This is a genomic window from Arthrobacter sp. V1I7 (assembly GCF_030817015.1).
Taxonomy (GTDB): domain Bacteria; phylum Actinomycetota; class Actinomycetes; order Actinomycetales; family Micrococcaceae; genus Arthrobacter.
This window is the reverse complement of record NZ_JAUSYS010000001.1, coordinates 3,498,707-3,512,791: the sequence shown is the minus strand read 5'-3', so window position 1 is coordinate 3,512,791 and position 14,085 is coordinate 3,498,707. Positions and strand designations below refer to the sequence as shown.

The 14,085-nt window shown below is 66.7% G+C and carries 12 protein-coding genes and 2 pseudogenes; 8 read left to right on the top strand and 6 right to left on the bottom strand.

All coding sequences use genetic code 11. The annotated features are described in order from the left end of the window. The first annotated feature begins 236 nt into the window (after positions 1-236). The gene (locus QFZ69_RS16075) at positions 237-1,316 is read left to right on the top strand and encodes a class I SAM-dependent methyltransferase (protein WP_307000272.1); all 1,080 of its coding nucleotides are present in this window, start codon (positions 237-239) and stop codon (positions 1,314-1,316) included. Positions 1,317-1,419: 103 nt separating this feature from the next. Here QFZ69_RS16075 and QFZ69_RS16070 read toward each other — a convergent pair whose 3' ends face one another. From QFZ69_RS16070 to QFZ69_RS16060, 3 genes are all read right to left on the bottom strand, one after another. Beyond that, positions 1,420-1,821 (bottom strand): hypothetical protein, encoded by a 402-nt coding sequence (locus tag QFZ69_RS16070; protein ID WP_307000268.1) that lies wholly within the window; start codon positions 1,819-1,821, stop codon positions 1,420-1,422. Positions 1,822-1,970: 149 nt separating this feature from the next. Further along, positions 1,971-2,198 carry a hypothetical protein gene (locus tag QFZ69_RS16065; RefSeq protein ID WP_306912825.1) on the bottom strand — a complete coding sequence of 76 codons (228 nt, stop codon included), beginning with the start codon at positions 2,196-2,198 and terminating at the stop codon, positions 1,971-1,973. Positions 2,199-2,346: 148 nt separating this feature from the next. Next, on the bottom strand, positions 2,347-3,111 hold the full coding sequence (locus QFZ69_RS16060) for a FadR/GntR family transcriptional regulator (protein WP_306912824.1): 765 nt from the start codon (positions 3,109-3,111) through the stop codon (positions 2,347-2,349). Positions 3,112-3,205: 94 nt separating this feature from the next. On the opposite strand from QFZ69_RS16060, the gene QFZ69_RS16055 reads away from it, so the two are divergent. The 4 genes from QFZ69_RS16055 (at position 3,206) to QFZ69_RS16040 (ending at position 6,987) form a co-directional block, all read left to right on the top strand. Then, positions 3,206-4,084, top strand: a complete 879-nt coding sequence (locus QFZ69_RS16055) for a carbon-nitrogen hydrolase family protein (RefSeq protein ID WP_306912823.1) — start codon at positions 3,206-3,208, stop codon at positions 4,082-4,084. 10 nt (positions 4,085-4,094) lie between these two features. After that, a complete protein-coding gene (locus tag QFZ69_RS16050) occupies positions 4,095-5,447 on the top strand; it encodes an APC family permease (RefSeq protein ID WP_306912822.1) in 1,353 nt (450 codons plus the stop codon). A gap of 51 nt (positions 5,448-5,498) precedes the next feature. Next, positions 5,499-6,278: a carbon-nitrogen hydrolase family protein gene (locus QFZ69_RS16045; protein ID WP_306912821.1), complete on the top strand. Its 780-nt coding sequence runs from the start codon at positions 5,499-5,501 to the stop codon at positions 6,276-6,278. Positions 6,279-6,726: 448 nt separating this feature from the next. Further along, the gene (locus tag QFZ69_RS16040; RefSeq protein WP_306912820.1) at positions 6,727-6,987 is read left to right on the top strand and encodes a hypothetical protein; all 261 of its coding nucleotides are present in this window, start codon (positions 6,727-6,729) and stop codon (positions 6,985-6,987) included. A gap of 23 nt (positions 6,988-7,010) precedes the next feature. Here QFZ69_RS16040 and QFZ69_RS16035 read toward each other — a convergent pair whose 3' ends face one another. After that, positions 7,011-7,967, bottom strand: coding sequence for a lipid kinase (locus QFZ69_RS16035; protein ID WP_306912819.1), 957 nt, complete (start codon positions 7,965-7,967; stop codon positions 7,011-7,013). 306 nt (positions 7,968-8,273) lie between these two features. On the opposite strand from QFZ69_RS16035, the gene QFZ69_RS16030 reads away from it, so the two are divergent. Further along, positions 8,274-10,094: a calcineurin-like phosphoesterase family protein gene (locus QFZ69_RS16030; protein ID WP_307000266.1), complete on the top strand. Its 1,821-nt coding sequence runs from the start codon at positions 8,274-8,276 to the stop codon at positions 10,092-10,094. A 169-nt stretch (positions 10,095-10,263) separates the two neighbouring features. On the opposite strand, the gene QFZ69_RS16025 is transcribed toward QFZ69_RS16030, so the two are convergent. Both QFZ69_RS16025 and QFZ69_RS16020 read right to left on the bottom strand, forming a co-directional pair. Beyond that, positions 10,264-11,157 (bottom strand): thiamine pyrophosphate-dependent enzyme, encoded by an 894-nt coding sequence (locus QFZ69_RS16025; protein WP_307000264.1) that lies wholly within the window; start codon positions 11,155-11,157, stop codon positions 10,264-10,266. 56 nt (positions 11,158-11,213) lie between these two features. Beyond that, positions 11,214-11,330, bottom strand: a pseudogene (locus QFZ69_RS16020) (Lrp/AsnC family transcriptional regulator); the annotation flags it as partial. Between the two features lie 93 nt (positions 11,331-11,423). Here QFZ69_RS16020 and hisC point away from each other — a divergent pair. After that, positions 11,424-12,534, top strand: a pseudogene (gene hisC / locus QFZ69_RS16015) (histidinol-phosphate transaminase). Positions 12,535-12,577: 43 nt separating this feature from the next. Next, positions 12,578-13,990 carry an amino acid permease gene (locus tag QFZ69_RS16010; protein WP_306912815.1) on the top strand — a complete coding sequence of 471 codons (1,413 nt, stop codon included), beginning with the start codon at positions 12,578-12,580 and terminating at the stop codon, positions 13,988-13,990. Positions 13,991-14,085: the final 95 nt, after the last annotated feature.

The window sequence follows — 14,085 nt, the reverse complement described above, 5'->3', positions numbered from 1 at the left end:
CCAAGCTCGGTTCGCGGCCGGATGACGGTCCGGAATCTTGGGCCGTAGCCTTGGACGTCGTGAATCGCCGCCGCAATCGGCAGTCTCTGATCGGCCCCCGGACTCTTGGAATGGATCTCTTTATCAGTACCGACACGCCAGCTCACGTGGGAATCCCGACATCGGTCCCCAAGCCTTCGCGCACAGCTTCGGTGGATGAGCGCGCCGTCGTGACCTGGGTCGAGGCTGGCGGCAGCATGACCGCGCGATGGCGGTCGGCGAACGGCAGGCCGGCGCCGACGCGCGTCGAAGTGGTCTCCGACTCTCTCACGGCCGATGATGCGAACCGGATGGCGTCACAGGGGATCGCGATGCTCTGGCACGGTGACTTCCACAACGCGCGGCAGATCCTCAACGCCTTGGACCGGCGGGTAGGCGCCGGAAAGAAAAAGATTGCAGGAACTCCGGCCGATGAGTTCTATCGGCATCGCCAGTCCCGCTCGCATCGTGCACGCATTCTCGGCCTGCTGCTGATTCCTCTTGATCCGGGTCCGGTGGTGCCGCTGCGCCGCGCACCGGATATCCGGGAGGCCGCCGCTGAGGCGTACGGTGATATCGGCGAATCTTCCGTTGTGTCCTTGCATGAGCTTGTCGGGGCAATTGGTGCCCATGAGTGGCGACGGAATGGCGTCTACGTCGATGCCCTGCAGGGCCGCATCCACCCGCACTATGGCACGTTCTTCCCCACCCGGAGTGAGTATGTGGATCTCGTGGCCGCCGCTGCACTGCCCTCTGACTCGCTGGCGTTCGACGTCGGAACCGGCACCGGGGTGCTCGCTGCGGTCCTCGCGCGCCGTGGCGTCCACCGCGTGGTAGCGACGGACATTGAACCGCGTGCAATCGCCTGCGCCGGTGAGAATTTCCGGAACCTCGGTGTCCAGGACCGTGCTGAGGCCGTCCTGACCGACATGTTCCCGCCCGGACGGGCACCGCTCGTCGTGTGCAACCCGCCCTGGATTCCGGCCACGCCGCATTCCACCCTGGACAGCGCGGTCTACGACCCCGGGAGCAGGATGCTGTTCCGCTTCCTGAACGAACTCTCCGACCATCTGGAGCCGGGCGGTGAGGGCTGGCTTGTCCTCTCCGACCTGGCCGAGCACCTTGGCCTGCGGTCGCGTGAGGATCTGCTGACCGCCATCAAGGCGGCTGGGCTGAAGGTGGTGGAACGGCTCGACACCAAGCCAACGCATCCGAAGGCATCGGACCGCGGCGATCCTTTGTTCGAGGCGCGCGCGGCCGAGGTCACGTCCCTGTGGCGGCTTGTTCCCCTGCAGTAGCCGCTCTTCGCCGTCGGAACGCCGAGGCGCTGTCCCCAGGCGGGCCAGCTGCTCCGCCGCTGGAATCCGGGCCTCATCTGCGTCGATTTCCGAGTTTGCAGCGCTACTTCCACTCGAACAGGCGGCCTTCGGACTTGCCGTCGGCCACCTGGTACTCGAACAAGACCGCGATCCCGTTGAGGCTACTCAACTCGTCCGAGGTGGTTTCGTAGAACAACGCACCCCGCCAGGCAAGTTGGCCCGGACCGGTGAATCTACCGACGCCTTTGCCGGTGAAGGTCGCGGTCTGCCCGCTTGCGGTGACTACAAAACCGTTTCCGGGGCCGGCGACCGTGCCGCTGGGACGAATCGTGCCGACGTAGGTGACCGTGACGTCAACTTGGACACCACAGAGCGTGCCGACCTGATGGTCGGTCACTTCGGTGCGCGGACCGAGACCAATGTCTTCCAGAACCCGTGTGCTGATGGTTTGTCCCTTGAGTTCCCCGATTTGCTCTCCGTGCATCATGATCTCCTTGCCAATTGGATCGGTGCATGGACCGGAACGAATGCCACGGCGACTGACGTGACGCTCCAAGCGTAGGGCCGCAGACCGTTCGAGTCGACGTCGTTCCGGTGCCCATTTCCGACAGTTCGGAAGACTGGGCCCGGTGCCTATCGGCGACCGACTCGCTCTCCATCCGCGGAGCCCGGCATCACACCGCGCCTTCCACCCAGAGGGCCAAACAAAACGTTCACATCGTCCCCCTGGACGTCTTGGACGACAGGTTCCAGATCGCTGGCCGGCAGTTCGGCGTCGTGGTCGGCAGCGGTGTACTGCCCTACGGTGTCCGGCCAGCGCCGTTCGGCGTAGGCTTCCCGGCCGTGTGCGAGTGTAGACATCGCGTGTCCCCGTTCCCGGTGGCGGGTCTGAGCCTGGGGCACCGGTGGTGGGCGGCGCGGCCGGTCCTGGAGGGTGCGGCAAGGTGCGGGGGTAGAGCCTGCCGCTTGGCTTGGGCACCGAGTCTGGCGCAGGATCTTCCGATGTGTTTTAAGCAGGCGAGGAACCGGCTCCGCCGTCCGCCAGGCCCATGAACATCGTCCGGTGCAGGACGTCCACGTGCTTGCGGGAGATCTCCACTGCTTCGTTGCCCTCGCCGGCACGCAGGGCTGCCACCAGAGCGACGTGGTCGCAGTTGGATTTGTGCAGCAGCTCGATCGGGTAGGGGATGAAGTAGGCATAGAGCTCGGCCAGCGCCTCGTGGTACGCCGCCACCGCAGTACCCAGCCCCGACGCGGTGCCCACCAGCTGATGGAACTGCTCGTCCGCCTGATGGTAGTCGGACCAGTCCGTGGATTCGGCCATGTCCCGGGTCAGCCGGTCGAGCTCATCCAGCTGTTCAGCCGTGGCGTTGAGCACCGCGTAGTGCGTCACGGCGCATTCGAAGAGCAGCCTCCGGTCCACCAGCCGGTTTACGGCCCGGGACTCGGCCGGCGACGCCGAGAGTTCGGCCAGCACGCTCCGCGGGGGCTCGTCGGCCACGAACGTTCCGCCGCCCCGGCCGCGGCGGCGGACCACCACGCCCTGGTCCGCCAGGCTCGCCAGCGCGCGGCGGGCGGTGATCGGGCTGACCGACAGGCCCAGGGCCACGTCCTCCTGGTCGGGCAGACGTTCACCGGGTTTCAGCAGGCCCAGCGATATCGCCATCCCGATCCGCAGGCGGACGGCGTCGATCGCGCTTCGGCGGTCGATTCCGGCCAGCCTGCCGGCGCCGATGGGCGAGGGGTCGGCGCTGTCCTCCAACTGACGGGTCATAACCGCTACTTTACGGCCCAACCCCGCCCCTTCCCATAATTGGATCATTCTGATCTAATATAGTGCAGATCACATCCCCAACGTGGAGAACACGATGCAACGCACCCTTCCCCTTATCGCGGCCCAGGCCCGGCCCCGGCTCATCGGCGAACCCGTTTCCGGCTTCGCGGACGAGGTCACGGCCGCCCTCGCCGTCCAGCCCCACAGCAGGCTGGTGGTCTTTCCGGAGCTGCACCTGTTCGGGGATTCCAACCCCGACCGGCAGCGCACGGAAGTGCTGCAGGCCTCCGCCGAACCGCTGGACGGTCCCCGGGTCAAGGAACTCCGGCAGCTCGCCGCGGACCTGGGCATCTGGCTGGTCCCGGGCAGCGTCTGCGAGCGCGGTCCGGAAGGGCAGCTGTTCAACACCCAGCTGGTCCTGTCCCCGGAGGGAGAGCTTGCCGGCTATTACCGGAAGGTCTTCCCCTGGCGCCCGTTCGAGCCCTACGACCCCGGCGACCGATTCACCACCGTGGACCTGGCCGGCGTCGGCAGGGTGGGCCTGAACATCTGCTACGACGCGTGGTTCCCCGAGGTCTCCCGCCAGCTCGCCTGGATGGGCGCCGAGGTGATCCTCAACGTCGTCAAAACCACGACACCGGACCGCCGGCAGGAACTGGTGCTCGCCAAGGCCAACGCGATCGTGAACCAGGTCTTCGTGGTCAGCGTCAACTGCGCCGGTCCCACCGGCAAAGGCCAGAGCATCATCGTGGACCCGGAGGGCAACACCCTCGCCGAGGCCCCCGACGACGCCCCGGTGCTGCTCACCGCGGAACTGGACCTTGCCGCCGTCGGGCACGTCCGCACCCACGGCACCGAAAACCTCAACCGCCCCTGGTCCCAGTTCCGCGACGGCGAAGACGCCGTCGAACTGCCCGTTTACCAGGGCCGGATCACCCCGGCCACATGGGCTCCCCAGTCCTTCAACGCCTAAGGAAACACTCGTGACAACACCCACCCTTACCCGCACGCTGAAGCTGCCCTCCCTGGTCCTGTTCGGCCTCGCGTACCTGACACCGCTGATCGTCCTGGGGATCTTCGGCATCATCGCCGAAGCCACCGGCGGGGCATCGCCGGCCGCCTACCTGGTGGCCCTGATCGCCATGCTGTTCACGGCGCACAGCTACGGCCGGATGGCCATCGCCTACCCCGTGGCCGGTTCCGCCTACACGTACGTGCGCCGCTCCATCGATTCCCGGGTGGGCTTCCTGGTGGGCTGGGCCATCCTGCTGGATTACCTCTTCCTGCCCATGGTCATCTGGCTCATCGGCGGCTCCTACCTCAGCGCGCAGTTCCCCGCTATCCCCATCGGGCTCTGGATCGTGGGCTTCATCGTCATCACCACGCTGCTGAACATCCTGGGCATCAAGGTGGCGGACAAGGCCAACTTCGTGCTGATGGCGTTCCAGCTGCTGGTCATCGTGTTCTTCGTGGCGCTCTCCATCGGCAACGTGGTGTCCACCTCGGGCGCCGGCGGCCTGGCCAGCACCCAGCCGTTCTTCAACGACACCTCCAGCTTCGCCACCATCTCCGCCGGCGCCGCCATCGCCGCGTACTCGTTCCTGGGGTTCGACGCCGTCACCACGCTCACCGAGGAGACCATTGAACCGCGCAAGAACATGCCCCGCGCCATCATGCTCATCGCCCTGATCGGCGGCGGCATCTTCGTGACGGTGTCCTACGTGACCCAGCTGGTCCACCCCGGCGGGGTGTTCGAGGACTCGGCCTCCGCGGCCAGCTCCATCGCCCTGCAGATCGGCGGCCAGCTGTTCGGCGCGGTGTTCCTGGCCGGCCTGGTGGTGGCGCAGTTCGCGTCCGGCCTCGCGGCACAGGCCAGCGCCTCACGCCTGCTGTACGCGATGGGCCGCGACTCCGTTCTGCCCAAGGCGGTCTTCGGCGGGCTCAGCGCGAAGTTCCACACCCCGGTGGTGAACCTGGTCATCACGGGCATCGTTGGCCTGATCGCGATCTTCCTCGACGTTGCCACGTCCACCTCGTTCATCAACTTCGGTGCCTTCACCGCCTTCACCCTGGTCAACGCCTCCGTGGTGTTCCACTACCTGCGCCAGCGCCGTAGCGGGAACCTGCTGAACCCCGTGTCCTACGTGGTGGCGCCGGTGGTCGGTGCCGTCGTCTGCGCCTACCTGCTCTCCCAGCTGGACGGCAACGCCATTACGCTGGGAGTGTCCTGGCTGGTGCTGGGCGTGGTGGTCCTGGCCCTGATCACCCGCGGCTTCAAAGCGGCACCGCCGGAAATGACGGCCACGGAGAAGGCGACGGTCGAAGCGGCCGCCTGACCCGGACGCCGCCTGACCCGGACCGCCGCCTGACCCAAGGAAGGAACAACCGTGAGGATAGCGCTCGGGCAGCTGGAGTCAGGCACCGACATCCAGGCCAACCTTGCCGCAATCGACCGGTTCGCCGCCGAGGCCGCGCTCGACGGCGCCACACTGGTCGCCTTCCCGGAATACGCCACCTACGAGAAAAAGACCGTGGACGCCTCGTTCCCCGAGGTGGCCGAGCCGCTGGACGGTCCCATCTGCCGGGAACTCGCCCGCACCGCCCGCCGCCACCGAATCGCGCTGGTGGCGGGCGTAGTGGAAACCTCGGAGGAACCGGGGAAGGCCTACAACACCCTGGTGGCTTTCGGGCCAGACGGAAACCGGCTGGCCTTCTACCGGAAGATCCACCTCTTCGACGCCCAGGGCTTCGGGGAATCGACGTTCATCAAACCGGGTCCGTCCACCAGCCCGGTGATGTTCGAGTCCGGGGGAGCGCGCTTCGGCCTGATGACCTGCTACGACCTGCGGTTCCCGGAGCTGGCCAGGCAACTGGCCGACGCCGGCGCACAGGTCCTGCTGGTCTGCTCGTCGTGGGTGCCGGGCACCCACAAGACCGAGCAGTGGCTGGCGCTCAATACGGCGCGCGCCATCGAGAACAGCGTGTATGTAGCAGGGGTGTGCCAGGCGCCGCCGGTCTCGGTGGGCCGCAGCATCCTGGTAGATCCCATGGGGGTCATTGAAGCTGATCTTGGTCTTGAACCCGGCGTGCGGTCGGTGGATGTCTCACTCGAGACGGTGGCTCGGGTGCGGGAGGCGTTCCCGATGTTCCGGCAGCGCCGGCTGTAGGGCTGACTGGGCGCCCAAGCTAAGGACATTCAGAACGACCCGAAGGTGCGTGCTGATACTGCGAGGGCACCAAGCGGTTTTTGTCCATGTCCTCCCGGGTCCCGGAACCTTCTGCCGTTCGCACTGCAAATGCCGCTGGTGGTCGGGCGGCGTAGGCATCGGAGTCGAGCCGGACGAGCGTGTAGCAGACAACCACGACGTCGGACGCTGAAGTGAGGGCCGCAAGATCCGTCCCGCTGCGCTTCAGCGTGTCTGTGATGGCGTTGACGGGCAAGCCGCCTGCGCCGGTGAGAATTTCCGGAACCTCGGTGTCCAGGACCGTGCTGAGGCCGTCCTGACCGACATGTTCCCGCCCGGACGGGCACCGCTCGTCGTGTGCAACCCGCCCTGGATTCCGGCCACGCCGCATTCCACCCTGGACAGCGCGGTCTACGACCCCGGGAGCAGGATGCTGTTCCGCTTCCTGAACGAACTCTCCGACCATCTGGAGCCGGGCGGTGAGGGCTGGCTTGTCCTCTCCGACCTGGCCGAGCACCTTGGCCTGCGGTCGCGTGAGGATCTGCTGACCGCCATCAAGGCGGCTGGGCTGAAGGTGATGGAACGGCTCGACACCAAGCCAACGCATCCGAAGGCATCGGACCGCGACGATCCTTTGTTCGAGGCGCGCGCGGCCGAGGTCACGTCCCTGTGGCGGCTTGTTCCCCAATAGACACAAGCTTCCGCCGTCGGGAATTACGACGGCGGCCAGTTCGCGGCGCCCGGTCCGTCGAACAATGCGCTGTTGCTGCTCTGAGGTACTACGACATGGACGGCGTTGCGCTGGACGGTGAAGTCGGCCGGCGTGGTGGTCGCGATCTCGCCGTCGAGGTTCACCGGCAGCGGGTGATCGGTGACCAGCCGGACGCGTCGGCTGGTTAGGTGGTACACCCGGTCGTGTTCGATGAAGCTTCCGTCCTTGAGCAGCCGGGCGATACTCACGTGCTCCCGGAGCGGCCCCGCCAGGATGGCGTAGATGTCGAGAGTGTGATCGTCGATCCCTGCGGTCGGGGAGACCGTGTTGCCGCCGCCGTAATGCCGGCCATTGCCGACGGCCACCTGAAGCAGGTTGTCGAACTCCATCGGCTCGTGGTCCCCCTCGGGGAACTCGAGCCGGGCCCCGAACGCCTTGTGCCCGGCGTAAGCGCGCAGGGTGGCAATGCCGTATGCCAGCGGCCCGAGAAGCCGCTTCAGGCGGGGGTTGAGAGCTTCGGTAACAGCCACTGACAGGCCCAGGGACGCGACGTTGAGGAACGGCTGACCGTTGGCCCTGCCGAGGTCGATGTCCACCACCTTCCCTTCCGCGACGGTGGCACACGCCTCGGCAAGATTATTCGGTATCTCCAGGGTGCGGGCGAAGTCGTTGGCGGTGCCCAGTGGAAGAACGCCGAGCATAACGTGGGTGCCGGCAATCCGGCCGGCGGCGTAGGTCACTGTCCCGTCACCGCCGCCGACAACCACCAGGTCGTGCCCGTCCGCAACCACTCGGTCAAGCGATGCGGCCAGGTCTGCCCCCGACAGCACGTGGTGCACGGCGGAGATCGGCACGCCTGCCTTTTGCATCGTGTCAACCGCAAGTTCGTGTGCCGCCCCTCGGCGTGATCCGGCGTTGATCACAACGGCGGCAGAGCGGGCGTCCCGGGCAGCCTTCATGTGGACATGTTAGGTGGTGGACCTGTGAATTCCTCTAGGCCGCGGTGCAGTTCCGCGTAGTCCGGGCAGGCCTGCGGAAACAGCCGCGCGAGAGCGGCTTCTTCCTCGAGGACAAACCGGTGCTCCATCAGCAGTTCGGCCGGCAGCAGCGCGAGGACCCAGGAGGAGCCGGCCAGGGTGCCGACGAGTGGTTACGTGCACGTCCACTTCCCGTGGTTTACCCGTGGGTAACCGTTCACCCGCTCCTGTGAGGGTGGACGCACCGGCTGAAATGGCCGGCAGCATTCACTCGACCGGAGGATCTTCGTGTATCTGATTGCCAAACCGTCCAAGTTGTACCCCGCCCGGCCTTTGACCTTGACAGCCAGCACCCTGGCCGTCATTGCCGCCGCGTCCCTTCTGAACCCTTCTGCCGGCAACGCCGCCGAGTCCACAGACTGGGCTGCCTCGGCCTACCGCGGAAGCGTTAACGTGATCGAAGGACCTGACGAAGACCAGCAGCTGATCGACGGAATCGCCTTTGTGGACGAGGACCAGGACTCCGTGCAGGACGGAAACGAGCGCGGTCTGGCCGGGGTGGCCGTATCCAACGGGCGTGACGTTACGAAGACTGACGGCCAGGGCCGCTACGAGCTGCCGGCGTTCGACAACATGACCGTGTCCGTGACCCAGCCCCGCGGCTACCAGGTCCCGGTGGACGAGGACAACGTGGCCCAGTTCTTCTACCACCACCTGCCCCAGGGTTCCCCGGAACTGAAGTTCGGAGGCATCGACCCGACCGGCGCACTGCCGGATCAGGTGAACTTCCCGCTGGCCAAGAGCAGCCTGACCGAGTCGCCTGAACAGCACTGCGTTATCGGCGGAGACGTCCAGACGTACGACCAGGATGAAGTGGAATACGCCCGCACCGGCGCCTTCGCTGACTTGGCCGCACGCACGGATTATGCAGGCTGCGGCGCCTTGTTCATCGGCGATGTCGTCGGAGATGACCTCTCGCTGTACCCGCAGACCCGGGAACTGGCTGGCATGCTGAACGGCCCGGCCCGCTTCCTCCCCGGCAACCACGACCTTGACTTCGATGCAACCAGCAGCGAGCACACATTCGACACTTTCAAGGCCAACCTTGGCCCGGAGTACTACTCCTACGATGCCGGCAAGGCGCACGTCGTAGCCCTGAACACCGTGGAATTCCCCACCAAGCTTCCGGCCGCCAAGGGCGACTACACCGGTTCGCTGGACGAGCAGCAGCTCGAATGGCTGCGCAATGACATCGCCCAGGTCCCGAAGAACCAGCTGATCGTCCTGGCAGCACACATCCCGCTGCTCGACTACGCCGACCAAGGCAGCAGCAAGCACCAGGTGGAGCAGGTCAAGGAGATCTACAAGATCCTTGAAGGCCGCGAGGTCGTCGCTCTGGGCGGACACACCCACAGCATCGAGAACCTCCGCGAAGGCGACTCCCTGGAGGGCTGGTCCGAGCTGTTCGGTATCGATGCCCTCCCCTTCACCCACATCACCGCCGGCGCGATCTCCGGCGACTGGTACTCCGGACGCCAGACCTCCGAAGGCTACCCGCTCGCTTACCAGCGCGACGGCGGCCTGCCGGGCGTGCTGACCCTGGACATCAAGAACACGGAGTTCCAGGAGCGATTCACCGTCCGCGGCGAAGAAGACTCACTGCAGATGTCCCTGGGAGTGAACACGCCGCGCTACCGCGAGTGGTACGCCCAGAACCTCGGTACCAAGGGCAGCGCCCCCGAATTTGCCGACCCGCTGACAGTCTCCCGGGATGACCTGGCCAACACCACCTGGCTGACCACCAACTTCTGGATGGGCAGCACCGGGTCCACGGTGAAGGTGCAGATCGACGGCGGCCAGGCAGTTGAGGCTGTCCGCACCCAGCAGATGCAGGGCGAAGGCCAGTTGGTCGGCGCCGAATACTCCGATCCGGTGGCGGTTCAGGAGCAGTTGGTCAACGGCGGAAGCCTGGCCGACCGCATGATGCACCTGTGGCGGCTGCAGCTGCCCGCCGACCTGGCCGCCGGCGAGCACACCGCCACGGTCACCTCCACCGATGTTTACGGCCGCCCCTTCACGCAGACCCTGACCTTCCAGGTCGCCGGATAGCAATAGGATCACGGCCCACGTGTAGTTCCGGCAGGAAGCGGTATGGAAGCCCCGGCATGATGAACATGCCGGGGCTTCCCCACGTCCGGAGCGACGATGAAGAAGCCGGACAGCTTAAATTCGATCGGCGCAGCGATGCAGGATCAGATCGAACGCGCCGGCGGAGTAATTAGCCTGCCACCGCCGCCTTCGCGGCCTGCGAGGCCTGCATCCACTCGCTCATCCACGGGGCCCGGACGCTCGACGTGATCCGGCAGTCGGCCACGAAGGTTCCGTTGGCGCCGGCGTCGATCCAGTCCGTGAGCGCGTCAAGGTCCGCCAGCGAGCGGATAATCGCAGATTCGGCACCGAGCGCCCGGGCGACGCCGCTGAAGTCCACCTCGGGGATCAACATCGGCTTTTCGGTCAGTCCCCGGGAACCGTACTGATGGATTTCGGCTCCGTAGGCGGCGTCGTTGTAGATGACGACGACGGCGCTGCTCGCCGCAGCGATGAGCGATTCGAGGTCGGACAGGCCCATCAGGAAGCCGCCGTCCCCGGAGGCCAGCACCAGGGTGCGGCTGTCCTCCACTGCGCGGGCTGCCCCGACGGCGCTGGCAAGGCCGAGCCCGATGGTTTGGTACGCGGTCCCCACCATGACCAGGTCCTGGGGCCGCGGGATGCGCCAATACATCGGTGCCCAGCCCATGAAGTGCCCTCCGTCCTGGACCACCGTGCGGCGCTCCGGCAGCATGGCATCCAGTGCCGTGGCAAGGGAGCGCGGGTCCAGCCGGCCGTCCGGGGTCTCCACGGAGCCTGCGTGGTGGGCGGGCCCTTCGGCCAGGCGTTTGCGGGCTTCCGCGCGCCAGGCTTCCCCTGAAGTTCCGCCATCCAGCATCCGGAGGATCTGTCCCGCAGCAGACTTCACGTCCGCGCTGAGGAACGTATCCACCCGGGGGTGCGTTGGCTGCAGGGCGGCATCGATCTGGATGACGGTGCTGTCCGGGCCGAGCAGGTGCCCGAACCGCATGGTGAAGGGGCTCAGGCTGGCCCCGGCCACGAGGACCACATCGGCCTCACCCATGAGCCCGGCCGCGGTGTCCGTGCCGAAGCCGCCGGCGACGCCAAGGTACCCCTCGCCCGCGCGACGCCGAGCGTGCGCGAGAGTGCCAGGGCGCTGGCTTCGGGATCCTTGTCGAGGGCAAGGATGATCCTGCCGTCGAGCGAATCGAGGGTGCGGGGGTTCGGGATGGTCATATTTTCACCACAGACAGTAGAAGTTGAGCAGAAGTCCCAGTGGGTTGAGGGTATCTTGCATTGTGGGCCGGGTCACAATCATGATCGTTCCTCATGACCAGTGATCAGATCCTGACCGCACCGGACACCGCGCTTCCCACCCTTCGTAGCGCGGTGGCCGGACTTCCGCCCTACGTCCCGGGCCGGCGCAGCGCCGGCCTGAACATCGCGGCCCTCGCCAGCAACGAAAGCCACTACGAGCCACTGCCCGCTGCCGCCGCCGCTGTGGCCGCGGCGGCCGGTACGATGAACCGCTACCCGGACAGTGCCGCCGTCGAACTCCGCGAACGGCTTGCCCGCCACCTCGGCGTCACGGCCGGAGAGGTCGCGGTGGGACCCGGCAGCGTCGGCGTCCTCCAGCAGATCATCACCGGCCTGTGCAACGCCGGGGATGACGTGATCTTCGCGTGGCGATCCTTCGAGGCCTACCCCATCCTGGTTGAGTTGGCAGGCGCCCGGCCGGTCCGCATTCCGCTGGATGCCGCTGAGGGCCACGACCTCGATGCCATGGCCGCGGCCGTCACTGACCGCACGAAGGTCATCCTGCTCTGCACCCCCAACAATCCCACCGGCGTGCCGATCAGCCACGAACGGATCGAGGCCTTCCTGCAGTCCGTCCGCTCCGACATCCTGGTGGTGATCGACGAGGCCTACGTGGAATACGCCGAAGCGGGCAACGGCCCCGATTCCCTGGCGCTCTACCGCCAATACCCGAATGTCTGCATCCTGCGCACCTTCTCGAAGGCCTACGGACTCGCCGGCCTGCGCGTGGGCTACGCCGTGGCGGCGCCGGCCATCGCTGAGGGACTGCGCCGGACCGCCCTTCCCTTCTCCGTGAGCGCGCTGGCCCAGAACGGCGGCCATCGCGTCGCTGGACGCCGGGGAGGAGATGGAAGCGCGGGTGGCCGCCGTCAAACAGGAGGGCGCTCGGATGGATGCGCAGCTGGAAGCCCAGGGCTGGAAACTGCAGCCGAGCCAGGGCAATTTCCTGTGGATCCGTGCGGATGACAGCCTCCAGGCGAGGCTGGTGGACGCGTTTGACCGTGCAGGCATCCTGGTCCGGGCGTACCAGGGGGACGGAGTGCGGATCACCGTTGCTGCCCCTGCCTCCAACGATCGCGTGCTCCGGATTTTGGAAGCCCACGCGGCCTCGACAATCGACTGACCTGAAACCCCCATCCGTTCCACCAACAACCAGAGGACTCCCCATGGAACAACAGACAAAGACGTCTGGCCGCGCACTGGGCGCGGCACTCAAACCCCGCCAGCTCACGATGATGGGGCTCGGAAGCGCCATCGGCGCGGGCCTGTTCATCGGCTCCGGCGCCGGCATCCAGGCTGCCGGCCCGGCCGTGCTTATCTCCTACCTCGTGGCCGGCACGCTCATCATCCTGGTGATGTGGGCCCTCGGTGAGATGGCCGCCGCCAACCCGGACAGCGGCGCCTTCTCCGTCTATACCGCCAAGGCCTACGGGCCGGTGGCCGGTGCCACCGTGGGCTGGCTGTGGTGGCTGCAGCTCGTGGTTGTCATCGCCGCGGAAGCGCTCGGTGCGGCAGGCCTGCTGTCCACCATCTTCCCGGCCCTGCCGGTGTGGCTGATGGCCTTCGTGTTCATCGTGGTGCTCACCGCCGTCAACCTCACCAGTGTGAAGAACTTCGGCGAGTTCGAGTTCTGGTTCGCCCTGCTCAAGGTGGCAGCAATCGTCGGGTTCCTCCTTGTGGGCGCTGCCCTGCTCTTCGGCTGGCTGCCGGGCGTCCAGTCGCCGGGCCTGTCCAACTTCACCGGCGCCGGATTCGCGCCCGACGGCTTCGCCGGGATCGCCACGGCACTGTTCGTGGTGGCGTTCGCGTTCGGCGGCACCGAGATCGTGTCCGTGGCGGCAGCTGAGACCGCGGAGCCGGCCCGCAGTGTGCGGACAGCAGTCCGGACGGTGCTGTGGCGCATCCTGGTCTTCTACATCGGTGCGATCTTCGTTATCGCTGCGGTGGTTCCCGTGGGTTCGGCGGGGCTGAAGAGCCCGTTCGCCGCGGTGTTGGAGGCCGCCGGCATGCCCGGCGCGGCCACCGCCATCACCCTGGTGGCCGTTGCAGCGCTGCTCTCCGCCCTCAACGCCAACCTCTATGGCGCCTCCCGGATGGCCTACTCCCTCGCCGAGCGCGGTGAAGCACCGCGCCTGCTCGCTTCCGTGTCCAAGGCCCGGGTCCCGGTGGTCGCAGTCCTCGCCAGCGTTGCCTTCGGCATTGTCACGGTGGTGCTGGAGTTGGCCTTCCCCGAGAAGGTCCTTCCCGTCCTGCTCAACATCGTCGGCTCGACCTGCCTGCTGGTGTGGACGTCCGCGCTCCTCGCCCAGCTCGCGCTGCGCCTCCGCGCCGACCGTGAGGGAACGGAGCTTCCCCTGCGGATGGCCGGGTTCCCGTGGCTCACGGGCTTTGGCCTGCTCATCCTCGCGGCGATCTTCACGGTGGGCTTCATCGGCGAGGATTCGCGCCCCCAGCTGCTGAGCACCTTCGCACTCGTGGCGCTTTTGGCGGTGGCGAACTGGCTTCACCACCGTTCCGGCAAGGTTGCGGTTCGTGTTGACGCATCGGATCGCGCCAAGCTCCCGGTGCTCATCGACTGACTCAATCGCCATGAACCCTTTCGTGGGGTCCGTGCGAACTGAGGGCGCGTCCGGTCTGGCCGGGCGCGCCTTTCGCGCTGCAGAACCTACTTCGT

What these genes read in the sequence shown, in the direction of transcription:
- QFZ69_RS16035 (WP_306912819.1), bottom strand. Translation starts at nt 7,967, where the DNA reads ATGAAGGCTGCCCGGGACGCCCGCTCTGCCGCCGTTGTGATCAACGCC.
- QFZ69_RS16075 (WP_307000272.1), top strand. Translation starts at nt 237, where the DNA reads ATGACCGCGCGATGGCGGTCGGCGAACGGCAGGCCGGCGCCGACGCGC.
- QFZ69_RS16010 (WP_306912815.1), top strand. Translation starts at nt 12,578, where the DNA reads ATGGAACAACAGACAAAGACGTCTGGCCGCGCACTGGGCGCGGCACTC.
- QFZ69_RS16070 (WP_307000268.1), bottom strand. Translation starts at nt 1,821, where the DNA reads ATGCACGGAGAGCAAATCGGGGAACTCAAGGGACAAACCATCAGCACA.
- QFZ69_RS16040 (WP_306912820.1), top strand. Translation starts at nt 6,727, where the DNA reads ATGCTGTTCCGCTTCCTGAACGAACTCTCCGACCATCTGGAGCCGGGC.
- QFZ69_RS16060 (WP_306912824.1), bottom strand. Translation starts at nt 3,111, where the DNA reads ATGACCCGTCAGTTGGAGGACAGCGCCGACCCCTCGCCCATCGGCGCC.
- QFZ69_RS16025 (WP_307000264.1), bottom strand. Translation starts at nt 11,157, where the DNA reads ATGGGTGAGGCCGATGTGGTCCTCGTGGCCGGGGCCAGCCTGAGCCCC.
- QFZ69_RS16065 (WP_306912825.1), bottom strand. Translation starts at nt 2,198, where the DNA reads ATGTCTACACTCGCACACGGCCGGGAAGCCTACGCCGAACGGCGCTGG.
- QFZ69_RS16055 (WP_306912823.1), top strand. Translation starts at nt 3,206, where the DNA reads ATGCAACGCACCCTTCCCCTTATCGCGGCCCAGGCCCGGCCCCGGCTC.